Below are 22,331 nucleotides of genomic sequence, written 5' to 3'. Positions count from 1 at the left end.
AGCTCCTCCGGGGCCGCCGCGGGCCGCGCCCGCCTGCCGGTCGACCTGCCGACCGCCTGCCGCAGGCCGGACCGCCGGCCCTGCCGACCAGCCGTCAGTCGTCAGCCGAGGCCGTTAACCTTCAGCCAGTCCTTGGCGACGGCCGACGGGTCCTCCTTGTCCACCGACACGCGCTTCATCAGCGCCATCAGCCCGGCCGTGTCGAGCTTGGCCGACACCGCGTTGAGCGCCGCCGTCGCGGTCCCGTCCACGCCCGCCTTGTGGACCAGCGGGGTGACGTTCTGTGCGCCGAAGATGTTCTTCGGGTCGGCCAGCGGGACGAGCTTGTACTGGGCGATCTTCGGGTCGGTGGTGAACACGTTGCCGACCTGGATGCTGCCGTCCTTCAGTGCGTTCGCGGTGGTGTCGGCGGTGGGCTTCCACTCCTTGAAGGTCAGCCCGTAGACGTCCTTGAGCTGCTGCTCGCGGCGGTTCTTGAACTCCGGCGGCCCGCCGATGGTGAACTCGCCGCCCTTGGCGGCGAGGTCGGCGATGCTCTTGAGGTTGTCCTTGTCGGCGGTCTCCTGGGTGACGCTGAGCGAGTCCTTGTCCTCGGCCGGGGAGGACTCGAGGATTCCCAGCGAGGCCGGCAGCGTCTTGGTGAGCGCCGCGTTCACGTCCTGGGTGGTGACGGCGGTGGACTTGGCGTCCAGGTAGGCGAGCAGCGAGCCGTTGTACTCCGGCAGGACGGTCAGGTTGCCGCTCTGCAACTGCCCGTAGAGCACCTCGCGGCTGCCGATGTTGAACTTCTCCTGGACCTTGACGCCCTTGGCCTTGAGTGCCTGCGAGTAGATCGATCCGAGCAGGACGTTCTCCGGGAAGTTCGCCGAGCCGACGACGACGGTCGACCCGGAACCGCCCGAGCCGTCCGAGCCGCCCGAGCCGCCCGCCGAGGCCGAGGCGCCCGCGCCCCCGTCGAGCGGGTTGCCGCCGGAGGAACCGCAGGCGGTGGCGCCGAGGGCGAGCGCGGCGAGGGCACCGATGGCGGCGACGCGGTGGCTTCGGTTGATTGTCGACATGGTGACAGATGTCCTTCCGGAGTTGGAGAGGAGGGCGGACGGGGTCAGTTGGGCTGCTGCTGGGCACGCACCCCGGCCGGGAGCGCGAACCGGGCGAGCAGCGCGAAGAACAGCTGGGCGGCGACCGCGAGCAGCACCACCAGCAGCGCGCCGCCCACGGTCACCGCGTACTGGCGGGTCGCCAGCCCGTCGATGACGTAGCGGCCGAGACCGCCCAGGCCGACGTAGGCGGCCACCGTGGCGGTCGCGATGACCTGCACGGTCGCGGTGCGGAAGCCCGCCAGCAGGGTCGGCGCTGCCGAGGGCAGGCAGACCTGCCGCAGCACCTGGGGATGGGTCAGCCCGATGCCGCGCGCGGCGTCTCGCACGTCCGGATCGGTGCCGCGCACCCCCTCGACGGCGGCCACCAGCAGTGGCGGTGCGGCGAGCGCGACCAGCGGGACCAGCACGGCGGTGTCGCCGACCCCGGCGAGCAGCACCGCCAGCGTCACCAGGCCGAGGGTGGGCAGGGCGCGGGCGGCGCCCGCGAGCGCGGTTACCGCGGTGACGCCGCGCCCGGTGTAGCCGATCAGCAGCCCGAGCGGGACGGCGAGCAGCGCCGCGAACAGCAGGGCCTCGCCGGAGAGCACCAGGTGCTCGGCGACCCGGTGCACGATCGAGTCCGGCCCGCTGAGGTGGTTCGGAGCGGTGAAGAAGTCGCTCAGCCAGTTCAGCCAGTTCACGAGCCGGCTCCCTTCTCCCGGACGGCCCACGGCGCGAGCAGCCGTCGGGCGGCCACCAGCAGCAGGTCGACGGCCAGGGCCAGGACGGCGATCAGCACGATGCCGGCCACGATCGGTGTCGGGAAGGTGCGCTGGAAGCCGTCGACGAACAGGTACCCGAGTCCGCCGCGACCGACCAGTGCGCCGACGCTCGCCAGCGAGATGCTGGACACCGCCGCCACCCGCAGTCCGGCGATCAGGTACGGCACGGCGGCCGGGAGCTCGACCGAGGTCAGCCGGTGCCACGGCCCGTACCCCATCGCGGTGGCGGCCTGCCGGACGGGGTCCGGGACGGCGCGCAGCCCGTCCACGGTGGTCGGCAGCAGCACGGCGAGGGCGTAGAAGGTGAGCGGGATCATCACGGTCGCCTGGGTGGCGAGGCCGGTGTACGGGATCAGCACCACGAACACGGCCAGCGAGGGCAGCGCGTAGACGATGTTGAACACGGCGGACAGCGGCTGGTACAGCCGGGGGTAGCGGGCGCAGGCCAGGCCGAGCGGGACGGCCAGCAGCAGGCCGATGAGCACGGGGACGAGGGCGATCAGGGCGTGGTCGGCGAGCAGGTCGCCGAGGTAGCCGAGGTGGTCGCCGATCCAGTACCAGCGGACGATCGGTTCATCGTCCACCGTCGACTCCGTCCGCGCCCGCCGCGTCGTGCTGTCCACCCGTGTCGTTCCGCCGGCTTCCGGCGCCGGCCGGGGACTTGTCGACGCGGACGCCCCGGCCGGCCTCAGACGAGCCGGAGCCAGAGCCGGAGGCGGAGCCGTCGGGCCGCAGCGCGGCGAGGACGGCGTCGCGGCTCGCCGTACCGGTGACCCGGCCGTCGGCGTCCAGCGCGACCGCGACCCCGGCGGGGGAGAGGACGGCGGCGTCCAGCGCGGTGCGCAGGGTGTCGGTGTCCGGGCGGAAGACCGCCGGCGGGTGCAGTTCGGCGGTGACGGCGTCGCGGTCGATCCAGCCGATCGGGCGGCGTTCGTCGTCCAGCGTCAACTCCCAGCCGCCGTAGCGGAGTCCTCCGTCCACGGGGCGGAGCTCGACGGTTTTCGCGGGGCGCAGCCCGAGGCCGCGCAGGCCCCGGTCGCGCCCGAGGAAGGCGGCCACGCCGTCGTCGGCGGGGGTGGTGAGCAGGGTGTGCGGGTCGGCCAGCTGGGCGATCCGGCCGTGCTCGCGGAGCACCACCACCTGGTCGCCGAGCCGGACGGCCTCCTCGATGTCGTGGGTGACGAACAGCACCGTCTTGTGCAGCTCGGACTGGAGCCGCAGCAGTTCCTCCTGGAGCCCGGCCCGCACCACCGGGTCGACCGCGCTGAACGGTTCGTCCATCAGCAGCACCGGTGGGTCGGCGGCCAGCGCGCGCGCCACGCCGACGCGCTGCTGCTGGCCGCCGGACAGCTGGAACGGGTACCGCTTGGCGGTTTCCGGTGCGAGTCCGACCAGTTCGAGCAGTTCGACGGCGCGGGCGCGGGCCTTCTTGCGGTCCCAGCCGAGCAGGTAGGGGACGGTGGCGATGTTGTCGATCACCTTGCGGTGCGGGAAGAGCCCGGCCTGCTGGATCACGTAGCCGATGCCACGGCGCAGCTTGGCGGGTTCCAGCTTCGCGACGTCCGTGTCGTCCAGCAGGACCCGGCCGGAGGTGGGCTCGACCATCCGGTTGACCATGCGCAGCAGGGTGGTCTTCCCGCAGCCGGAAGGCCCGACCAGGACGGTTATCCGACCGGTCGGGACCTCCAGGTCCAGGCCCTCGACGGCGACGGTGCCGTCGGGGTGGCGCTTTCCCGCGCCCTCGAATCTGATCACGTGGAGTTTCCTCGTCAGGGCGCCCCGGGGAGGTGGCGCCTGGGTCGTTCGGTCGTTCGGTCGGGTCGTTCGGTGACGGCAGTTTCTAGCGCCCAGGCGTACTTCCGCCCGCGTAGCTGCCCAGCTTTGGACCGGCGGAAACTCTGATCAGACTATGACCTGCATCATCTCCTGTCCTTGATTTACCGCCCCGGCACGCGGTGCGCCCGCGCGCTCAGCCGCCCTGACGGGTCGGCAGGCCGCTGGCCGCCCAGCCGACGAAACCACCGTCCAGGTCGGTCGCCCGATGGAGCCCCAGCTCACGCAGGGAGGCGGCGGCCAGGCTGGAGGCGTAGCCCTCGGAGCAGACCACGATCACCTCGACGTCGTAGCCCGAGGCCTCGGGAATCCGGTGACTGCCCGTCGGATCGAGCCGCCACTCCAGCACGTTGCGCTCGATGATCAGCGAGCCGGGGATCTCCCCCTCGGCCGCCCGCTGCGCCGCCGGACGGATGTCCACCAGCAGCGCGCCGTCCAGCTGGGCCTGGTACGCCTCCCGGGCGCGTGGCCGGTGGACGCCCTCCCGGGCCCGCTCCACCAGGTCGTCGATCGTGGTCACCACTGTTCGGGTCCTTCCTCGGAGGTGCGGACGAGCCCGCCGGCCCGCAGGTCGTAGTGCGCCATCGAGCTCAGTGGCGGCGAGTAGGCGTGCAGGGTGACGGCCGGGCCGACGGCGGTGTTGCGCACGTCGTGCACGTACTCGGGGCCGAAGGCGCGGGTGGTGCCGGCCGGGATCCTCCGGATCAGCAGGCCCTGGTCCGGGCCGCCGAGGGACAGCTCCTCCAACTCGCCGAGGGCGACGGTGAACGCGCCGCGCGAGCCGCCGTGGTCGTGGAAACCGGTGGACTGGCCGGGCAACCAGCTGATCAGCCACACCTCGTGGGCCCCGTCGACGGCCAGCCGCCGGTACCAGCGCTCCTCGGTGGAGAGGCGGACGTGGTGGATCCACTCCTCGGGGCGCTCGGCCAGCTCGCGGACGATGGTCCGCAGGGTGCCGGGGGTGAGCGGCGCGGGGGTGGACTCGGTGGGCGGCGTCGGTGGCGGCTCGGGGTTGGCGGCGGTGCTCGCGGCGGTGCTCGCGGTGCCCGCGTTGCCAGCCTTGCCCGCGTTGTCGGCGGGGCGCGCGGTGCCCGTGCCGGTGCCGGCGCGATGGACGGGGGCGGTGCCGGGGGCGGTGGCGGAGTCGGGACCGGGGCCGGCGGCGGGTCGGGCGTCGGGGCTGGTGCTCGGGCTCAGGCTCATGGGGGGGCGTCCTCGGATGCGGCGGGGAACGTCGGTGGGATGCGCCCGCCATCCGGCCGCCGTGGACGGGCGCGGGCCGACGGAGCGGCCGGCCATGCACGAGTGCGCCGGGACGGAGGCGGAAGTCAGGACTGCGGGTGCGATCGCGCGGCACGGGCCCTGGCAGACGTCACAGGGCGGGACCGGCGGGGAAGAGCAAGGTCAACAGGCACAGATGGAACTCGCCTGGCGTCGCAGATCGACGTGCAGGCGGCAGACCAGAGTGGTGCCGGATTCCATGCGCCGGATCCTTCCCGAGCGAAGCGGACGAAGTCAAGCCGAGCCGACGGCCCGCCGCCGGTCACCGCCGGTGCCGGGCGGTCCCCTCGGCCACCCGCGGACCGCCCCTCGACCACATGTCGACAACCCGTCGGCCGCTACCCCTCGGCCCGGCCGCGCGGCGCCGGCGGGGCAGTGGCCGACGGTGCCGGCATGGCGTCACCCGCCGGCTGCGCGGGCAGCGACCCGGCGGTGCTGCCCGGCGCGGGGCCGGCCAGGGCCCGCTCGAGCAGCGGTGCGGCCTGTTCGCCCAAGTGGCGGCCGAGCGTCTGGTAGGCGTCGAACTGCTGGTGGTCGAACCACTGGTCGCTGGTGCGGTCGTTCGGGAAGGCCCGGTTCGCCATCGCGTAGGCGTGCAGCTCGTACGGCATGTCGGGTGTCAGCACCGCCTGGAGGACGATCAGTCGGCCGTGCCGGACGGCCCCGGGGCCCTCGCCCAGGTCGGGGTAGTGGATGTCCCCGGTGACCACCGCCCGGGCCGAGAGCCTGGCGGACAGCTGCGCCGCCAGCCCGCGCAGCGGCGGTCGGCGGCCCGTGCTGCCGACCGCACCGGAGCCCGGGCCGCTGTCCGAACCGCTGTCCGAACCGGTGTCCGGGCCACCGTCGGGGCCGTCGTGCGCGCCGTCGTGCGCGACGCCACCCTCGGCGGGCCGGTCGGCGGCGCTGCCCGGGATCAGCAGCTCGGGCTCGTGCAGGGTGATGGCGACACCCAGCTCCTCACGGGCCAGGGTGATCGCGGCGGCCAGGTTGGTGGCGTAGCCGGCGTCCCCGCTGGCGTCGATGCAGACCGCGGTGCGCACCCGGTGCCGCAGCAGCTCGACCAGCCCGAGGTTCTCGTAGTGGCCGCCGTCGGTGGTGAGCAGGAAGCGGTCGTCGGCCGGGAACCGCCCGATCAGCTCCCGCAGTTGGTACGGGAGGCGGCGGACGGCGGGCTGCGCGGAGCGGCGCCAGTCCGGCGGCCCGGACCAGTCCGGACCGAGCACCGCGGGGTTGGGCAGCCAGGTGCCGAGACGCGCGTTGGTGACCGCGAACAGCCGTTGGTAGACCCGGGATTCCCGTCCCATCGCGGAGGAGAAGGCCGCGCCGGAGACGGCCATCGCCGACTGCACGGTGAGGTCCCTGGCGATGTGCGGACGGGTGCGCCGCTCGAGCAGGTCGGTACGCGCGTACCCGACGTCCGGACCGCCCACGTAGTCGTACGAGAGCGAGAAGGAGACCGCCGGACGACCCGGTGGCGTGCGGGAGTTGCCGGACAGGTTGGCTGCCGCCGAGAAGATCACCTGCGGGAAGTCGGGGCGCCGGGCGCCGTAGTGGCTCAGCCAGGTCTGCTCCCGGAAGAAGTGGTACGGGCGGGCCAGCGAACGGCCGCCCTCGGTGACCCGCCGGACCGCGAACGCCGAGGCCAGCCGCAGCCGGTAGAACGGGTGCAGGCTCATCCAGGTCTGGTCGAGGTTCAGCCCGACCGCGACGAGCAGCAGCGGCAGCAGCACCTGGACGGCGGCCGGCCAGGCGTACCCGGTGGCGACCGCCCAGCCGAGGGCCAGCAGGGCACCCGCCGTCAGCGCCAGGAGGGCGGACCACACCACGAGGGTCTGGGGGAGGCTGGCGGAGCGGACGCCGCGGGGCCGGACCGCGCCGCGGCCCGCCGCGCCCGGTGCGCTGGCACCCCGGCCGGGCACCCGGCGGTCGCGCCAGAGTATGCCGAGCAGCAGTGCCAGGTAGCTGAGCGCCAAGATCAGGCCGAGCCCCGCGCCGGTCAGCTGCGGCCCCGCGGCCAGGGCCTGCTGGAGCCGCACCGCGCCCCAGGCCAGGCCCGGCACCGCCAGCACCCCGACGGCCAGCAGGGCGGCCAGCCCGAGCAGGCCGAGGTTGACCCGGCGCAGCGCGCGTGGCAGCAGCGCCTGCCAGCCGAGCGACGGGAAGGCCAGCAGCCAGAGCAGCCAGCACCCGGCCGCCAACGCCAGTAGGGCACCGAGGGCCGCGAGCGCCGGCGCCCGGAACTCCAACGGCCCTGCGACGGCCCCGGCGTGGCGCAGCCCGGCCGCCGCCAGCCGGCCCGGATCGGTGAGCGGCACGGCCTGGTAGAAGCGGCTGAGTCCGAGGCCGAGCGTCAGGACGGCGGCCAGCAGCAGGGTGAGGGCGGACAGCAGGCCGCGCAGCAGTGTCCCGAGGGCGACCAGCCATTCCCCGGCGCCGTCGGCGACGTACTTGCCGTGCCGGCGGAGGTGGTCCTCCTCGGGGGAGCCGGGCTCCAGCACGGTGTCGGCCGTCAGGCCCGAGACGGCGCGCACCGGGCTGCCGGGGGCCGAGTCGCTGAGTGCGAGCTGGAGCGCGCCGACGGTGTAGCCGCCGCCCGAGACGGAGACCAGGTAGCGGGCCCGTTTCAGCCAGGGCCGCAGCGACTGGAGCGCGCCGAGCGCGACGCAGGCGGAGCGGATGCCGCCGCCGGAGGCGCAGAAGCCGAGCTCGGCGGGCTCGCGGCCGGGCGGCACCCGGGCGGCGTCGCGCCAGTGGGCGTGCCGGACGGGTGCTTCCCGGGCGTCGGGTGTGGCGCAGGCGCCCGGCGCCGCGTCGGCGGGTGGCGGGGCGGCGTGCCGGGTGGCGATCGGCCAGGGCGGGATCAGTGCCGGCCGGTCGGGGGAGTCGGCGCCGAAGGCCTTCGCGTCCACGCGCGACGGCCGGAGCCCGCGCACCGCCCGGGTGGCCGTCACCAGCAACAGCCCCGCGGCGGCCACCCCGGCGGGCAGGAGCAGCAGCCACTTGACGGTGGCGAGCGCGGTGGCGGCGGCGAAGGGGGCGTCGGAGCCGCCCGTGCCCGGGTGGAGGCCGTCGAGCCCCGCGCGCAGCAGCGCGTCCTCGCCGAGGTCGCAGCAGGCCGCGAGCAGCCCGGCGCCGCCGACTGCGAACGCCTGCGACCGCCGGCGCGCCGGCCCGAGCACGTACCCGCCCAGCAGCGCCGCGGCGGCCAGCGTCAGCCCGTAGCCGCCGATCAGCCAGCCGTCGGCGCGCAGGGCGGCCAGGTGGTCCGCGACCCGCCCGCCGACCACCGCCTCGGCTGCCGTGCGGGAACCGGCCAACTGGAGGGCGACGTCCCGTACGGGCGGTGCCTGGCGGTGGAAGAGCAGCCCTCCGAGGACGAGCGGCAGCAGCGTGCCGAGGGCGAGCAGCAGACCCGCCCAGGCGGGCAGGGCGGGCGGCCGTGCCGCGGGGGCGCCCGCCGCCGTGGGCGCCGTGCCCGTCGGTTCCGCCGATCTCGCGGTGTCCGCCGCGGAATTCCTCACCACCACCACACCCCCGCTTCGTCGGCCCGATCCCCCGTGATCGGGCCGTGAACTCGTAGGAGACCACGGTGAACTGACGGTTCGTGGTGATCCGCGACGACGTCCACGCGGGTCTTACCCCACCGTCGCCGATTGCGCACCAGGAGTGCCTGGTTTCACTCGAACGAGTAAGGGGGCAACTCCCGGGGTAGATCAGCTTTTCATCCCACCCGGGACCGTCCGCGTGTCCGCGCAACAAGATCGCCCCAGACGCGTTTCAGCCGACGTATTGTCAGGCCACCGAGGCCGGGCCTACCGTCTACAGATCGCTTTCTACGCACGTAGACCCAGTGGTTCCCCGAGCGGAACCGCGGGTCGGACCAGCCCCGTCAACCCTCAGACCGCAGGCCCGACCGCACGGCCGGGCCGCGGAGTTGCGGAGGTACCTATGTCGCAGATCGTCCGTGCCGCGCTCGTTCAGACCCGCTGGACCGGTGACCAGGAGAGCATGATCGCGCTCCACGAGCGGTACGCCCGCGAGGCCGCCGCCCAGGGCGCGAAGATCATCGGTTTCCAGGAGGTCTTCAACTCCCCGTACTTCTGTCAGGTCCAGGAGGCCGAGCACTACCGCTGGGCCGAGGCCGTTCCCGACGGCCCGACCGTGCGCCGGATGCGGGACCTCGCCCGCGAACTCGGGCTGGTGATGGTCGTCCCGGTCTACGAGGAGGAGCAGACCGGCGTCTACTACAACACCGCCGCCGTCATCGACGCCGACGGCAGCTATCTCGGCAAGTACCGCAAGCACCACATCCCGCAGGTCAAGGGCTTCTGGGAGAAGTACTACTTCAAGCCCGGCAACCTCGGCTGGCCGGTGTTCGACACCGCCGTCGGCAAGGTCGGGGTGTACATCTGCTACGACCGCCACTTCCCCGAGGGCTGGCGCGCCCTGGGCCTGGCCGGCGCGCAGATCGTCTACAACCCCTCCGCCACCAGCCGCGGCCTGTCCGGCTACCTCTGGCAGCTCGAACAGCCCGCCGCCGCCGTCGCCAACGAGTACTTCGTCGCCGCGATCAACCGCGTCGGCACCGAGGAGTACGGCGACAACGACTTCTACGGCACCTCCTACTTCGTGGACCCGCGCGGTCAGTTCGTCGGCGACGTCGCCTCCGACAAGGAGGAGGAACTCGTCGTCCGCGACCTCGACCTCGGCCTGATCGAACAGGTCCGCCAGCAGTGGGCGTTCTACCGCGACCGCCGCCCCGACGCCTACGGGCCGCTCGCCGAGGCGTGAGGAGCAGCCCGATGACCACCAACGACGTGCGGACCGCCCGCGGCCCGCAGCAGCGCACCGTCGTCCGCGGCGGCCTCGTCATCACCGCCACCGAGGAACTCCACGCCGACGTCCTGATCGAGGGCGAGCGCATCGCCGCCCTCGCCGCCACAGGAAGCTCCGCCGCCGAGGCCTGGACCGCAGACACCGTCATCGACGCCACCGGCCACTACGTCATCCCGGGCGGCGTCGACGCCCACACCCACATGGAACTGCCGTTCGGCGGCACCGCGGCCTCCGATACCTTCGAGACCGGTACCCGGGCCGCCGCCTGGGGCGGCACCACCACCGTCGTGGACTTCGCCGTCCAGCCGGTCGGCGGCTCGCTGCGCGAGGGCCTGGACACCTGGCACGCCAAGGCCGAGGGCAACTGCGCGATCGACTACGCCTTCCACACCATCGTCTCCGACGTCAACGACGCGGTGCTGAAGGAGATGGACGCCCTCGTGGACTCCGGCGAGTCCACCTCCTTCAAGCTGTTCATGGCCTACCCCGGCGTGTTCTACAGCGACGACGGCCGCATCCTGCGCGCCATGCAGCGCGGCGCCGCCAACGGCGGGCTGATCATGATGCACGCGGAGAACGGCATCGCCATCGACGTCCTGGTCGAACAGGCACTCGCCGCCGGGAGGACCGCCCCCCGCCACCACGGCGAGGTCCGCCGCGAACTGCTGGAGGCCGAGGCCACCCACCGGGCGATCAGGCTCGCCCAGGTGGCCGGCAGCCCGCTCTACGTGGTGCACGTCTCCGCCGCCGCCGCGCTCGCCGAACTCGCCCGGGCCCGGGACGAAGGCCTCAACGTCTTCGGCGAGACCTGCCCCCAGTACCTCTTCCTCTCCACCGACAACCTCGCCGAGGAGGGGGCCGACGGCTTCGAGGGCGCCAAGTACGTGTGCAGCACGCCGCTCAGGCCGCGCGAGCACCAGGACGCGCTGTGGCGCGGACTGCGCACCAACGACCTCCAGGTGGTCTCCACCGACCACTGCCCGTTCTGCTTCGTCGGCCAGAAGGAGCTGGGCCGGGGCGACTTCTCGAAGATCCCCAACGGCCTGCCGGGCGTCGAGAACCGGATGGACCTGCTCCACCAGGCCGTGCTGGACGGGCACATCAGCCGGCGCCGCTGGGTCGAGATCGCCTGCACCACCCCGGCCCGGATGTTCGGCCTGCACCCGCGCAAGGGCACCATCGCCCCGGGCGCCGACGCCGACCTGGTGGTCTACGACCCCACCGCGGTGCAGACCGTCTCCGCCGCGACCCACCACATGAACGTGGACTACTCGGCCTACGAGGGCCGCCGACTCACCGGCCGGGCACGGACGGTGATGTCGCGCGGCACCGTCGTGCTGGACGGCGGCCACTGGCTGGGCCGGGCCGGCCACGGCACCTTCCTGCGCCGGGACACCTGCCAGTACCTGCTCTGACACCACCTCAGCTTCCCGTCCCTTCCATCTCTCCTGCCCCTCTCGTTCCTCCCGTCCGGAACGTCCGCCCGCCTCTCCCGCTCTGGACGTCCACCCGCCGCCGCCCGCGCGCTCGTCGCTCCGACCCGACCGGCGACCGGGCGGCGGCGGTCGAAACCCTTACCTGGAGCCCCTCATGGACATCGGCCTCGTCCTTCAGACCGACCCGCCCGCCCGGCTGCTCATCGACCGGATGATCCGCGCCGAGCGGGCCGGGTTCAGCCACGGCTGGACCTTCGACTCCTGCGTGCTGTGGCAGGAGCCCTTCGTCATCTACAGCCGGATCCTCGCGGAGACCGAGCGGATGGTCGTGGGCCCGATGGTCACCAACCCCTCCACCCGCACCTGGGAGGTGACCGCATCCATGTTCGCCACGCTCAACGACATGTACGGAAACCGGACCGTCTGCGGCATCGGCCGCGGCGACTCCGCCATGCGGGTCGCCGGACGACGCCCCGCCACCCTCGCCCGGCTCTCCGAAGCCATGCACGCCATCAAGGAGTTGGCCGAGGGGCGCACCGCCGAGGTGGACGGCACCGAGATGCGCCTGCCGTGGGTCGGCGCCGGTGCCTCCCTGCCGATCTGGATGGGGGCGTACGGGCCGAAGGCGCTGAACCTGACCGGACGTCAGGCAAGCGGGTTTGTCCTGCAGTTGGCCGACCCCTACCTCACGGAGTTCATGGTGAAGGCGGTACGGGCCGCCGCCGTCGAGGCCGGCCGGGACCCGGACTCGATCACCATCTGCGTAGCCGCCCCCGCCTACGTCACCGCGGACGACTCGCCCGAGGCGCTCGCCCACGCCCGGGAGCAGTGCCGCTGGTTCGGCGGCATGGTCGGCAACCACGTGGCCGACCTGGTCAGTCACTACGGCGAGCACTCCGACCTGGTGCCGGAGGCGCTCACCGACTACATCAAGGGCCGCCAGGGCTACGACTACAGTCACCACGGGCGGGCCGGGAACCCCGATACGGCCTTCGTCCCCGACGAGATCGTGGACCGCTTCTGCCTGATCGGCCCGGTGGAGGCGCAGCGGGCCCGGCTGGCGGAGCTCCGCTCGCTCGGCGTCGACCAGTTCGCCGTCTACGCCATGCACGACGCCATCGAGGCGACCATCGACGCGTACGGGACGGACGTCATCCCGCACCTGTGACGCCCTGTTCGTGATGTTCTGCCTGTGATGTTCCGTGTGATGCCCCTCCGGCTGCGGTGCCGACCCGCTGCGGTGGTGACCCGGTGTGGTGCCGATCCGCTGCGGTGGCGACCCGCTGTGTGTCGATCCCGAGCCGGCTGGTGAACCTGCCCGCGAATCCGCCTGTGACCTCCACCTGAGCCCAGCCGCGGACTCGCCCGCGGCGGACGGGAGTTGCCCATGCCCGACACCGCGACCAGTGGCGGAAGACAGTGGCACCACCCCGACGGCCGGGTCGAACTGGACCCGGCCGCCGGGGAACTGCCCCCCAACGGCTTCACCAGCGACGACCTGCGGCCGGTCCCGGTGGCGCGGCGCACCTGGACCACGTACAACTTCCTCGCGCTCTGGGTCGGCATGGCCCACAACATCCCGTCCTGGACGCTGGCTTCAGGCCTCGTCACGCTCGGCATGGACTGGAAGCAGGCGGTGCTGACCATCGCGCTCGCCAACCTCCTCGTGCTCATACCGATGCTGCTCACCGGCCACGCCGGAACGAAGTACGGCATCCCGTTCCCGGTGTTCGCCCGCGTCGCCTTCGGGCTGCGCGGCGCCAACCTGCCCGCCCTGCTGCGGGCGGCGGTGGCCTGTGCCTGGTTCGGCATCCAGACCTGGATCGGCGGCGAGGGCATCTTCCTGCTGGCCGGCAAGCTGTTCGGTGAATCCTGGCGCACGGCCGGTGAGTTCGGCGGCTACCCGTGGACGCAGTGGCTCTCGTTCCTGCTGTTCTGGCTGATCGAGATGGCCGTCATCGCGCGGGGGATGGAGGCGCTGCGGCGGTTCGAGAACTGGGCGGCGCCGTTCGTCATCGTCGGCGCGCTCGCGCTGCTGGTGTGGATCACCCTCAAGGCGGGCGGGCTCGGGCCGCTGCTGGACCAGCCGTCCAGGCTGGGGTGGGGCGGCGGTTTCTGGAAGGTCTTCTTCCCGGCTCTGATGGGCATGATCGGGTTCTGGTCCACCCTCTCGCTGAACATTCCCGACTTCACCCGCTTCGGCGGCAGCCAGCGGGCCCAGATCCGCGGGCAGGCACTCGGCCTGCCGACCACGATGACGCTGTTCGCCTTCCTGTCCGTGCTGGTCACCTCGGGCTCCGAGGCGGTCTACGGGGCGCCGGTGTGGGACCCGATCCAACTGGCCGCCAAGATGGAGAACCCGATCGGCATCCTGTTCGCGCTGCTGACCGTGCTGGTCGCGACGCTGTCGGTGAACATCGCCGCCAACGTCGTCTCACCCGCCTACGACCTGGCCAACCTGCTGCCGCGCCTCGTGACCTTCCGGACCGGGGCGCTGATCACGGGAGTGGTCGGGATCGCGATCTTCCCGTGGCGGCTGATCTCCGACCCCCACGTGTACATCTTCACCTGGCTGGGCGTCGTCGGCGGCCTGCTCGGCACGGTCGGAGGAGTGCTGATCGCCGACTACTGGGCGCTTCGCCGCACCCGCCTCCGGCTCGCCGAGCTGTACCGGCCGGGCGGGGCCTACTGGTACGCGGCCGGCTGGAACTGGCGGGCCGTCGCGGCGCTGCTGGTGGGCGGGGTGCTGGCCGTCGGCGGCTCGTACTCCGCCCTCGACGCCGACGGCGCCGAGCAGGGCCCCTTTCCGGCCGACGGTCTGATCCCCGTCCTCAAGCCGCTCGCCGACTACGGCTGGGCCGTCGGGCTGACGGCGGCGGCCGTGGTGTACCTGGGGCTGACCGGGGTGTTCGGGAGAGGGGCGTCGGGAGGGAGTGGGGCGCTGACGGATGACGGAAGGCGGATGACGGGTGGCGGCTGACAGATGACGGGTGCCCGCGGACGGCTGACAGATTTTGAAATTTGTCAGCCGTCCGCTGTTCGCCGTCCGCTGTCGGCTGCCACTCGTCACCCGGCCGTTGCCGCCACCCGTTCGACGGCGGTCAGGACCTTGGCCGCACCGTCCTCGGCGGCCAGGGCGGCGGCGACGGCTTGGCCGCGGGCCCGGTAGCGGGGGTCGTCGAGGGCGAGGCGCAGGGCGGCGGCGAGGCGGGCAGGGGTGAGGGCAGCGCAGGGGGACGGGGCCGGGGGAGACCCCGAGCAGGGCCAGCGGGGCGGACCAGAACGGCGCGTCGAGCTGGGTCGGCACGGGCACGGTGGGCGTCCCGGAGCGGAGGGCGGCGGCCGTGGTGCCGGCGTCCGCGTGGTGGACCACGGCGGCGGTGCGCGGGAAGAGCCAGTCGTGCCAGCACGGGGTGGTCACGACGGGCCCGGGCGACGCCGAGCGGCGGCAGGCCGAGTCGCCGGCGCAGTCCGCGGACGGCCGGGGCGAACAGCTGGTCGGTCGCGGCCCGGGCGGCGTGCCCCGCCAGCAGGTTGCCGGACCGGCCGAGCGATCGGGTGCCGGTGACGGCGGGCGCGAATTCACGGGTGGGGCGAGGGGTTGGAGGTACAGCCCGATGCTGGGGATGCCGGCCGCCTCGGCGGCCACCTGCCCGAGCGCGCTGGTGGTGCTGGTGGTCAGCAGGAGGTCGGTGCCGAGCGCGGTGGCGTCGGCGATGCCGTCGCCGAGGGCGGGCATGAACCTCCTGCCGAGCCGCAGGAGCCGCAGGACGGCCCCCGGTCCGCTGCCGGCCCGCAGCGGGCTACGGCCCGCGGCGGAGGCGAGTTCGGCGCGCGGTTCGACGGGCAGGGGACGGAACTCCAGCCCGGCGGCCCGCACGGGATCGGCGAAGGTGCCGTGCGTGGCGACGGCCACCTGATGTCCGGCGGCCCGCAGGCGGACGCCGAGCCCGGTGAAGGGCGCCACGTCGCCCCGGGAGCCGGCGGTGGCGATCAGGATGCGCATGGCCGCGGTATTTCGGCGCGGGCGGCCCGCCGGAAGGGTGCCGCGCGCGGGCGGTTCGGCTCCAGCACGGCGCGGTGCGGCCCGGCGCGGCACGGTACGGCCCGGCGTGGCACGTCCCGGCATGGCGTGGGCCCGGCTGGTCGGCTGCTTCGACCGCGGCTCCGCGGGTGCCGGAACCGGGTGGCGTGCGGTGGCGTCCTTGCGGGCAAGAGCGGACGGGACGGGGCCCGTCGCGCCTCGGACGGGAGGGGACTGCGGATGAGCGTCGTCGCGTGGATCGTGCTGGGCCTGCTGGCGGGTGGGCTGGCCAAGCTGCTGCTGCCGGGGAAGGACCCTGGCGGCCTGATCGTGACCACCCTGATCGGCATCGCCGGGTCCTTCGTCGGCGGCTGGATCGCGTCGCACTTCCTGCACCGTTCGGTCACCGCGCACTTCTTCGACGCGGCGACCTGGGTGTCGGCGATCGGCGGCGCGCTGGTGCTGCTGATCCTCTACCGGCTGCTGTTCGGCAACTCGCGCCGCTGACGAAGCAGTTCGGCAGCGGCCGCGGCACGGCGGGTGGCCGGTTCGTACCGGTCCTTCCGTTCGCTGGAACGGCACGGCGTCCTCGTACGTCCTTCCGGTCGGACCCGGGGGCTCGGCGGGGTCGTCAACCGATGACGCAAGGGGCGGCGGATGAGCTGGATGGCGTGGATCGTGCTGGGCCTGGTGTCGGGGACCGTGGCCAGGATGGCGATGTCGAGGGGTGAGCGCGGCCTGATCGGCAACACCCTGATCGGCATCACCGGCTCCTACATCGGCACCTGGGTCGTCTCGCACTGGATGCACGGGACGGTGAGACCGAGCATCCTCGACGTCACGACCTGGGTGTCGGCGATCGGTGGCGCGATGGTCCTGCTCCTCGCCTACCGGGTGTTCCGCTTCGTCTCCCGGCGCTGACCGCCGGGCCCCGAAGCGGGGCCCGGCTTTCCAGGCGTTCCGGTCAGCGGGTGTTCTGGTCACCGGCCGCTGCGCCCGGTCACCGGTCGGTGGTCAGGGACACCTCGGCGACCCAGCCCGGGAGTTGCTCGCGCGCGGTGAGCCACTCGGGCGGCACGCCCGCGAGCCCGGTCCTGGCGGCGGTCACGCCGGCGGCGATGGCGCAGGTGGTGTCCTTGTCGCCCCAGCCCTCCAGGGTGTGCCAGACGGTCTCGGGCAGCGAGTCCAGGTGCCCGGCCGCGGACCAGAGGGCGAACGGCACGGTGTCCGGGGCGGAGATCAGCGCCCCCGAGCCGAGCACGTTGGCGGCGTGCCGGACACTGGTGTGCTCGGGCAGCCGGGCGGCGATCCGCAGCCCGGAGCGGACGTCGGTGTCCGGCAGCCGTCCGGCGATCTCGGTCAGCAACTCGGCCCGAGCGGGCCGGTCTTCGCCCCGGCCGCGGACCGCCAGCGCCGCGGCGAGCGCGACCGCCACCGCACCGGCGACCGCCTCCGGGTGGAAGTGGGTGGTGAGCGCCTGCCGTTCGGCCTGCCGGGCCACCAGGTCGAGGTCCTCGGCGAACCAGGCCCCCAGCGGTGCGACCCGCATGGCGGCGCCGTTCCCGTAAGAGCCCTGGCCCTCGAACTGGCCCGCGGTGATGGTGCGCCAGTCCCCGCCGGTGCCGATCCCGCGCAGCACCCGGTGCATCGACGGGCCGTACTTGCGCCCGTGCTCGCGGGCGTACTCGGCGGCGAACTCCCGGGCGAGCGCGTCCGGTCGGACCTCGCCCCCGTCGAGCAGGTGGCGGACCAGCACGAGCGCCATGGCGGTGTCGTCGGTCCAGTGCCAGGGCGCCGGCCTGACCAGCCGGGCGGCCAGCGCGGCGGGCGCCTCGTCCAGTGGCACCGAGAACCACCGGTCGCCGAAGGCGTCGCCGAGGGCGAGTCCCTCCAGGCTGTCCAGGGCCGGGAGGGCCGCACGCATGTCATCCTCCAGGTGAGATCGACCGTGTGCGGCAGTCTGGCCGACGGGCGGGGCGCCGGCCAGCGGTTTTCCCCCGCTCGCCGGCGCCCCCGATCACTGACGTGACGTCACTTGGCCTTCAGGCCACCGAGAACGAGCCGCCAAACGGCCTCGAACCGGTCGTCGATCCCCGGGGTGGACCAGGTGGCCGCATAGGCCGGGTCGTGGAACGGGCCGGTGGCGTCGAAGACAGCGCGGGCGGTGTTCCGGATGTGGGCGAGCTTGAACTCCTTGCCCTCCGTGCCCTCCTGGACGATCTGCGCGATCTGGTCGACCAGGGTGTCGATGTGGGCTTCCACCAGGCCGCTGTTCTCCTCGACCAGCACCATGTAGGTGGCGAACAGCTCCGGATCGTCCAGCGCCTTCTTCCGCTTGGCCGCGAACAGCGTCTTCAGCCAGCGGTGCAGCCGCGTGGCGGCGGGGCCGCCCTCGTTGGAGATGGCCGCCAGGTCGAAGTGCGCCTGGTCCAGCCAGCGTTGGGTGACGGCCTCGCGCAGCGCGGCCTTGCTGGGGAAGTGACGGTAGACGCTGCTGTGGCTGACGCCGAGGTTGCGGGCGACGTCCACGACGGTGGCCTTGGCCGGGCCGAAGCGCCGCAGGACGTCCTCCGCTGCGATCAGGATCTGCTCGGCGGTGAGTGTGGTGTCCGTGGTCACGGGGAGGACCGTCCTTGGGATCGTGTGGTCGGGCGTGGCGGTCGGGGTGTGGGGCTGGGTGGTGCGGTCAGCGTTCGCTGTCCAGGTGGGCCATCTGTGCGGCGCCGTACCGGTCGCCGGCGGCGGAGCCGGCGGGTACGGCGGCCTCGATGGCGGCGAGGTCGGCCTCGGTCAGCGTGACGTCGAGTGCGCCGAGGGCCTCGGTCAGGCGGTCCCGGCGGCGGGCGCCGACCAGCGGGACGACGTCCTGCCCGCGCGAGGCCACCCAGGCGATGGCGATCTGGGCGACGGTCGTGCCCCGGGCGGCGGCGATCTCGTGCAGGGCCTCGACCAGCGCCAGGTTGTGGGCCAGGTTCTCGCCCTGGAAGCGCGGGCTGTGGCTGCGGAAGTCGGTGCCGCTGAGGGCGCGGTCCCGGTCCCAGTGGCCGCCGAGCAGGCCGCGGGAGAGCACGCCGTACGCGGTGATGCCGATGCCGAGTTCGCGGGCGGTGGGGAGGACGGTGGCCTCGATCGAGCGGGACAGCAGTGAGTACTCGATCTGGAGGTCGCTGATCGGGTGGACGGCGGCGGCCCGGCGCAGGGTGTCGGCGCCGACCTCGGAGAGCCCGATGTGGCGGACGTGGCCGGCCTGCACCAGGTCGGCGATGGCGCCGACGGTCTCCTCGATCGGGACGTTCGGGTCCAGCCGGGCCGGGCGGTAGACGTCGACGTGGTCGGTGCGCAGGCGGCGCAGGGTGTAGGCGAGCGCGGTCTTGGTGGCGGCGGGGCCGGCGTCGTACCCGAGCCACTGGCCGTCGGGCGTGCGCTGGGCACCGAACTTCACGCTGATCTGCACGCTCTCGCGGTCGCGGCCGCGCAGTGCCTCGTGGATCAGCAGCTCGTTGTGGCCCATGCCGTAGAAGTCGCCGGTGTCGAGGAGGGTGATCCCGGCGTCGAGGGCGGCGTGGATGGTGGCGATGCTCTCGGCCTCGTCGGCCGGGCCGTACAGGTCGGACATGCCCATGCAACCGAGGCCGAGGGTCGAGGTGACCGGCCCGGTGGTGCCGAGGGGGCGCTGGGCGGGGCGGGTGTGAGGGGACACGGGGGCTCCAGGGGGCGGCTGCGGTGCCGGGGAGGCGGGGGCAGGGTGACCCGGGTGCCACTATGGCATGACGGCGAACAGATTTCAAAATCTGTTCGCTGTCGTCTGTTATCTGAAAGTTGAAATCTGTCGATTGTCATTTGTTCGGAATCGGGTGACGCCCCACCTCCTCGCCGCCCGCCGGGTTCTTCGGCCTCGCCGTGTCCCGGTCCGCCGCGCCCGGGCCCGCCGCTTCCGTCGCCGGTGCCCAGGCCTCGCGCCCGCCCGGCGACCGCAGCAGGTGGGCGCGGGCCGGCGGCACGTTGCGCCACACCGTGCGCCGGCCCAGGCCGTGCTCCGCCTCGAACCGGCGCAGCAGCCGCACCACCGCCCGGTGGCGGGCGCCCTGGCGGGGACCCGAGGTCAGGGTGCGCGCCGTCGTCGTGCCGAGGTACCCGAAGTACGTCAGCTCGCCTCCGGGCACCAGCAGCCGAAGGTAGAGGTCGAGGATGTCCCGCACCCGAGCGGGCTCGAAGTTGGTGAACGGCAGCCCGGACACGATCACGTCGTACCGGTGCGGACCGTCCTCCGGCCGCGCCCCGTCCGGCGCCGACGGCCGGCACTCCGGCAACTCCTCGACCCGGCAGGCCGACAGCCGCAACCCGACCCCGGGGTGCCGGGCGGCCAGGACCGGATCCTCCCGCAACCGGTCGGCGAACCGCGGGTTGGCCTCGACGACGTGCAACCGGTCGCCCGGACGCAGCACTTGGGCCAGTCGGCGGGTGACCACGCCCGTACCGGCACCCACCTCCAGCACCGAGATCGGACGGTTCGGGCGGCTGGTGACCGGTACCACCAGCGCGTTCACCAGCTCGGGGCCGCTCGGGGCCAGCGCGCCGGTGTCGTGGAAGGTGCGCAGGGCCTCGGCGAGGAACAGCAGGTGGTCCCCGCCGACGGGCGAACTGTGGCGGAGGGAAGGGGAGTCGGGGAGGTGGCGGAGCCGGTTCTCGGTCATGCCGTCGACGCTAGGCACGGCGGAGCCGCCGCGAATCGGCCGGTCAGCGGCGCCGACCCCCGACGAAAGTCGAGGGTGCGGGTAGCCGGAAGACAGAGGCGCTGCGCGGCGCAGCGCCCCTAGCATCGAGCCCGAAGTGCCGAACGCCGGCCCCCCGGAAGGCATTCGGAGCGCGAAGCGAGGAAAGGAGGAAGGGCATGCGCAGGAGTGTGCTCGGCTGGTACGAGCCGGACCACCGGGCCGGGATCGACACGTTGCTGCTGATCGGCGTGCTCGGCCTGGCCACCGAGGAGGCCCTGGTCCAGTGGACGCACTCCGACGATCCGCTGCGCCTGCCGCGCACGGCCGTGGCCGCGCTCGCCGCGCTCTCGCTCTTCCTCGCCCGCCGCCACCCGGTGGCCTCGGCCGTGCTGCCGGTGCTCGTCGGCGGGCTGTTCAACCGCGCCTTCCCCGGGCTGTTCAGCGTCTTCCACCTCGCCTACCTCGGCCGGACGGGCCCCGCAATGGCGGGTGGCGCGGTCATCGCGGTGGCCGGCGCGACGCGCGCGGATTCGCTGCTCGGCTGGGTCGGTGCCACCGGGTCCCAACTCCTGGTCCAGGCCGCCGTCCTGGCGGTCGGCCTGTGGCTGCACGGCAGACGGGTGCTGATCCGCACCCTGCACGAACAGGTCGACGCGCTGCGCCGCGAGCGCGAGCTGCGCGCCGAACAGGCCCGGGCCGCCGAACGCGCCCGGATCGCGCGGGAGATGCACGACGTGCTGGCCCACCGGCTCAGCCTCCTGGTGCTGCACGCCGGGGTGCTGCGCGACCAGGCCAGAGCCGGCACCGTCGCCGCCGACCCCGACCGGCTCACCCACCGCCTCGAACTGCTGCGCACCACCGCCGCCCGCTCGCTCGACGACCTGCGCGACGTCCTGGGCGCGCTGCGGGCCGACCACCCACCTGCCCCGTCCGCGACGGGAGTCGAGCCGTCCGTGCCCGCCGGGGGCGGGCGTGTCCCGGCGCCCGCCCTGCGCGACCTCACCGAGCTCGTCGGCGAGGCGACCCAGGCCGGCCAGCGGGTCGAACTCGCCCTCTCCGGAGACCCGGAGGCCGTCCCGACCACCCACCGGCTGGCTGTGCACAGGCTGGTCCAGGAGGCGTTGACCAACGCCCGCAAGTACGCCCACGCCGCACCCGTCACCGTCCGGGTCGGCTACGGGGCTCCGGCGACGACGGTCGAGGTCCGCAACGGCCCGGGCGAGGCGCCGCCGGACGAGCCCAGCACCGGTGGCGGGTACGGACTGGTGGGGCTGTCCGAACGGGTCGGCGCACTCGGCGGCCATCTCGACGCAGGCCCGGACGGAGGCGGCGGCTTCCGGCTCTCCGCCCGGTTACCCGCGCCGGACCGCCCGCCGCGTGCGGCGCCCGACCCGGGTCCCACCCGTGGCGACGGTCCGGCTTCACCACCGCGGGCCGCGCGGCCCCACCCGGGGCGAGTGTCACCGAGCTCGGAGCAGTCCGAGGGATCAGGGCAATCAGAGCGGTCAGAATGGTCAGAACGGTCGGAGCAGGGCGCGAAGCCTCAGCCGAAGGACATCGCATGATCCGAACGATGGTGGTGGACGACGACGCGCTGGTCCGCCTCGGCCTGGTCGACCTGCTGGCCCAGGATCCGGCACTCACCGTGGTCGCCGAGGCCGCCGACGGGCTGCAGGCCGTCGAACTCGCCGGCAGCCGGCGGATCGACGTCGCGCTGATGGACATCCGGATGCCCAGGCTCGACGGGATCGCCGCCACCCGGCGGCTGCGCGAACTCCCGGACGGCCCGCGGGTCATCGCCCTCACTACCTTCGACCTGGACGAGTACGTGTACCAGGCGCTCGCGGCCGGGGCGGACGGGTTCCTGCTGAAGGACACCCCGCCCGCGGAGATCGCCCGGGCCGTGCACGTCGTCGCCGGCGGCCAGGGGATGCTGCACCCGGCGGCCGCGCGACGGCTGATCGACCGCTACCACCGGGTCGGGGCGCCCCGGTCGGTGACGGCCCGCAGTCGGGTCGCCGGGCTCACCCCGCGGGAGACCGAGGTCCTGCGCGAACTCGCCGACGGGCTCTCCAATGCGGAGATCGCCGGCGTGCTCGGGATGCGTGAGAGCACCGTCAAGGCGCACGTCAGCCGGATCCTGACCGGGCTCGGAGTCGGAAACCGGGTCCAGGCGGCCTTGCTCGCGCGCGACGCCGGGCTGGTGGGCGACGGTGGCTGAGCGAGTCGCTGTCCCAAGGGCACGCCGCCCAGCCGTCCCGCCCTGCCCGGCCGCCGTCCCGCCGTGCCCGGCTGCCGCCCTGTCGTGCCCGGCGTAGCAGCCGAGGCACGTCGAGGCGCGGTGG

Annotated in this window: 21 protein-coding genes and 1 pseudogene; 9 read left to right on the top strand and 13 right to left on the bottom strand. The window is 73.6% G+C overall.

All coding sequences use genetic code 11. The annotated features are described in order from the left end of the window. Positions 1–101 precede the first annotated feature (101 nt). The 8 genes from ACWDBB_RS24675 to ACWDBB_RS24640 all read right to left on the bottom strand — a co-directional run bounded on the left by ACWDBB_RS24675 (position 102) and on the right by ACWDBB_RS24640 (position 8,496). Positions 102–1,058, bottom strand: a complete 957-nt coding sequence (locus ACWDBB_RS24675) for an ABC transporter substrate-binding protein (protein ID WP_449791664.1) — start codon at positions 1,056–1,058, stop codon at positions 102–104. 44 nt (positions 1,059–1,102) lie between these two features. Then, entirely contained in the window at positions 1,103–1,780 is a 678-nt protein-coding gene (locus ACWDBB_RS24670) for an ABC transporter permease (protein WP_449791663.1), read from the bottom strand. Then, a complete protein-coding gene (locus tag ACWDBB_RS24665; RefSeq protein ID WP_449791662.1) occupies positions 1,777–2,445 on the bottom strand; it encodes an ABC transporter permease in 669 nt (222 codons plus the stop codon). The genes ACWDBB_RS24670 and ACWDBB_RS24665 overlap by 4 nt, the downstream gene beginning before the upstream one ends. Then, positions 2,435–3,616, bottom strand: coding sequence for an ABC transporter ATP-binding protein (locus tag ACWDBB_RS24660; protein WP_449791661.1), 1,182 nt, complete (start codon positions 3,614–3,616; stop codon positions 2,435–2,437). The genes ACWDBB_RS24665 and ACWDBB_RS24660 overlap by 11 nt, the downstream gene beginning before the upstream one ends. Positions 3,617–3,830: 214 nt before the next feature. Continuing rightward, positions 3,831–4,217: a rhodanese-like domain-containing protein gene (locus tag ACWDBB_RS24655; protein ID WP_360251340.1), complete on the bottom strand. Its 387-nt coding sequence runs from the start codon at positions 4,215–4,217 to the stop codon at positions 3,831–3,833. Next, positions 4,211–4,897 (bottom strand): cysteine dioxygenase, encoded by a 687-nt coding sequence (locus tag ACWDBB_RS24650; RefSeq protein WP_449791660.1) that lies wholly within the window; start codon positions 4,895–4,897, stop codon positions 4,211–4,213. The genes ACWDBB_RS24655 and ACWDBB_RS24650 overlap by 7 nt, the downstream gene beginning before the upstream one ends. Before the next feature lie 201 nt (positions 4,898–5,098). Further along, a complete protein-coding gene (locus tag ACWDBB_RS24645; RefSeq protein WP_350736542.1) occupies positions 5,099–5,176 on the bottom strand; it encodes a putative leader peptide in 78 nt (25 codons plus the stop codon). A gap of 137 nt (positions 5,177–5,313) precedes the next feature. Beyond that, positions 5,314–8,496 (bottom strand): hypothetical protein, encoded by a 3,183-nt coding sequence (locus ACWDBB_RS24640; RefSeq protein WP_449791659.1) that lies wholly within the window; start codon positions 8,494–8,496, stop codon positions 5,314–5,316. A gap of 427 nt (positions 8,497–8,923) precedes the next feature. Here ACWDBB_RS24640 and ACWDBB_RS24635 point away from each other — a divergent pair, with 427 nt between their 5' ends. The 5 genes from ACWDBB_RS24635 (at position 8,924) to ACWDBB_RS24615 (ending at position 15,167) form a co-directional block, all read left to right on the top strand. Then, complete coding sequence (locus ACWDBB_RS24635) at positions 8,924–9,766, top strand: nitrilase-related carbon-nitrogen hydrolase (RefSeq protein ID WP_392871972.1); 843 nt, start codon at positions 8,924–8,926, stop codon at positions 9,764–9,766. Between the two features lie 11 nt (positions 9,767–9,777). Continuing rightward, positions 9,778–11,226: a dihydropyrimidinase gene (gene hydA, locus ACWDBB_RS24630; RefSeq protein ID WP_449791658.1), complete on the top strand. Its 1,449-nt coding sequence runs from the start codon at positions 9,778–9,780 to the stop codon at positions 11,224–11,226. A 175-nt stretch (positions 11,227–11,401) separates the two neighbouring features. Next, entirely contained in the window at positions 11,402–12,415 is a 1,014-nt protein-coding gene (locus ACWDBB_RS24625; protein WP_449791657.1) for a TIGR03842 family LLM class F420-dependent oxidoreductase, read from the top strand. A gap of 219 nt (positions 12,416–12,634) precedes the next feature. After that, complete coding sequence (locus ACWDBB_RS24620; RefSeq protein ID WP_449791656.1) at positions 12,635–14,227, top strand: NCS1 family nucleobase:cation symporter-1; 1,593 nt, start codon at positions 12,635–12,637, stop codon at positions 14,225–14,227. 637 nt (positions 14,228–14,864) lie between these two features. Beyond that, positions 14,865–15,167, top strand: a complete 303-nt coding sequence (locus ACWDBB_RS24615) for a hypothetical protein (protein ID WP_449791655.1) — start codon at positions 14,865–14,867, stop codon at positions 15,165–15,167. Here ACWDBB_RS24615 and ACWDBB_RS24610 read toward each other — a convergent pair. Continuing rightward, positions 15,140–15,253 (bottom strand): annotated as a pseudogene (locus ACWDBB_RS24610) (glycosyltransferase); the annotation flags it as partial. The gene ACWDBB_RS24615 and the pseudogene ACWDBB_RS24610 sit on opposite strands and share 28 nt — an antisense overlap. Positions 15,254–15,511: 258 nt before the next feature. On the opposite strand from ACWDBB_RS24610, the gene ACWDBB_RS24605 reads away from it, so the two are divergent. Further along, a complete protein-coding gene (locus tag ACWDBB_RS24605; RefSeq protein WP_449791654.1) occupies positions 15,512–15,778 on the top strand; it encodes a GlsB/YeaQ/YmgE family stress response membrane protein in 267 nt (88 codons plus the stop codon). Positions 15,779–15,928: 150 nt separating this feature from the next. Further along, positions 15,929–16,192 (top strand): GlsB/YeaQ/YmgE family stress response membrane protein, encoded by a 264-nt coding sequence (locus ACWDBB_RS24600; RefSeq protein ID WP_449791653.1) that lies wholly within the window; start codon positions 15,929–15,931, stop codon positions 16,190–16,192. A 79-nt stretch (positions 16,193–16,271) separates the two neighbouring features. On the opposite strand, the gene ACWDBB_RS24595 is transcribed toward ACWDBB_RS24600, so the two are convergent. The 4 genes from ACWDBB_RS24595 to ACWDBB_RS24580 form a co-directional block, all read right to left on the bottom strand. After that, on the bottom strand, positions 16,272–17,195 hold the full coding sequence (locus ACWDBB_RS24595) for an ADP-ribosylglycohydrolase family protein (RefSeq protein WP_449791652.1): 924 nt from the start codon (positions 17,193–17,195) through the stop codon (positions 16,272–16,274). A gap of 107 nt (positions 17,196–17,302) precedes the next feature. After that, positions 17,303–17,890 (bottom strand): TetR family transcriptional regulator, encoded by a 588-nt coding sequence (locus tag ACWDBB_RS24590; RefSeq protein WP_449791651.1) that lies wholly within the window; start codon positions 17,888–17,890, stop codon positions 17,303–17,305. 67 nt (positions 17,891–17,957) lie between these two features. Next, a complete protein-coding gene (locus ACWDBB_RS24585) occupies positions 17,958–18,893 on the bottom strand; it encodes an aldo/keto reductase (protein ID WP_449791669.1) in 936 nt (311 codons plus the stop codon). A gap of 214 nt (positions 18,894–19,107) precedes the next feature. Next, entirely contained in the window at positions 19,108–19,965 is an 858-nt protein-coding gene (locus tag ACWDBB_RS24580) for a class I SAM-dependent methyltransferase (RefSeq protein ID WP_449791650.1), read from the bottom strand. Positions 19,966–20,162: 197 nt separating this feature from the next. Here ACWDBB_RS24580 and ACWDBB_RS24575 point away from each other — a divergent pair, with 197 nt between their 5' ends. Both ACWDBB_RS24575 and ACWDBB_RS24570 read left to right on the top strand, forming a co-directional pair. Continuing rightward, positions 20,163–21,551, top strand: a complete 1,389-nt coding sequence (locus ACWDBB_RS24575; protein WP_449791649.1) for a sensor histidine kinase — start codon at positions 20,163–20,165, stop codon at positions 21,549–21,551. Next, positions 21,548–22,207 (top strand): response regulator, encoded by a 660-nt coding sequence (locus ACWDBB_RS24570; protein ID WP_392871939.1) that lies wholly within the window; start codon positions 21,548–21,550, stop codon positions 22,205–22,207. The genes ACWDBB_RS24575 and ACWDBB_RS24570 overlap by 4 nt, the downstream gene beginning before the upstream one ends. Positions 22,208–22,331 lie beyond the last annotated feature (124 nt).

This window comes from Kitasatospora sp. NPDC001095 (assembly GCF_053598615.1).
This window is presented reverse-complemented; position numbering and strand designations above follow the sequence as displayed.

What these genes read in the sequence shown, in the direction of transcription:
- ACWDBB_RS24615 (WP_449791655.1), top strand. Translation starts at nt 14,865, where the DNA reads ATGCTGGGGATGCCGGCCGCCTCGGCGGCCACCTGCCCGAGCGCGCTG.
- ACWDBB_RS24625 (WP_449791657.1), top strand. Translation starts at nt 11,402, where the DNA reads ATGGACATCGGCCTCGTCCTTCAGACCGACCCGCCCGCCCGGCTGCTC.
- ACWDBB_RS24580 (WP_449791650.1), bottom strand. Translation starts at nt 19,965, where the DNA reads ATGACCGAGAACCGGCTCCGCCACCTCCCCGACTCCCCTTCCCTCCGC.
- hydA (WP_449791658.1), top strand. Translation starts at nt 9,778, where the DNA reads ATGACCACCAACGACGTGCGGACCGCCCGCGGCCCGCAGCAGCGCACC.
- ACWDBB_RS24595 (WP_449791652.1), bottom strand. Translation starts at nt 17,195, where the DNA reads ATGCGTGCGGCCCTCCCGGCCCTGGACAGCCTGGAGGGACTCGCCCTC.
- ACWDBB_RS24575 (WP_449791649.1), top strand. Translation starts at nt 20,163, where the DNA reads ATGCGCAGGAGTGTGCTCGGCTGGTACGAGCCGGACCACCGGGCCGGG.
- ACWDBB_RS24635 (WP_392871972.1), top strand. Translation starts at nt 8,924, where the DNA reads ATGTCGCAGATCGTCCGTGCCGCGCTCGTTCAGACCCGCTGGACCGGT.
- ACWDBB_RS24570 (WP_392871939.1), top strand. Translation starts at nt 21,548, where the DNA reads ATGATCCGAACGATGGTGGTGGACGACGACGCGCTGGTCCGCCTCGGC.
- ACWDBB_RS24585 (WP_449791669.1), bottom strand. Translation starts at nt 18,893, where the DNA reads ATGGGCATGTCCGACCTGTACGGCCCGGCCGACGAGGCCGAGAGCATC.
- ACWDBB_RS24675 (WP_449791664.1), bottom strand. Translation starts at nt 1,058, where the DNA reads ATGTCGACAATCAACCGAAGCCACCGCGTCGCCGCCATCGGTGCCCTC.
- ACWDBB_RS24650 (WP_449791660.1), bottom strand. Translation starts at nt 4,897, where the DNA reads ATGAGCCTGAGCCCGAGCACCAGCCCCGACGCCCGACCCGCCGCCGGC.
- ACWDBB_RS24605 (WP_449791654.1), top strand. Translation starts at nt 15,512, where the DNA reads ATGAGCGTCGTCGCGTGGATCGTGCTGGGCCTGCTGGCGGGTGGGCTG.
- ACWDBB_RS24600 (WP_449791653.1), top strand. Translation starts at nt 15,929, where the DNA reads ATGAGCTGGATGGCGTGGATCGTGCTGGGCCTGGTGTCGGGGACCGTG.
- ACWDBB_RS24620 (WP_449791656.1), top strand. Translation starts at nt 12,635, where the DNA reads ATGCCCGACACCGCGACCAGTGGCGGAAGACAGTGGCACCACCCCGAC.
- ACWDBB_RS24645 (WP_350736542.1), bottom strand. Translation starts at nt 5,176, where the DNA reads ATGGAATCCGGCACCACTCTGGTCTGCCGCCTGCACGTCGATCTGCGA.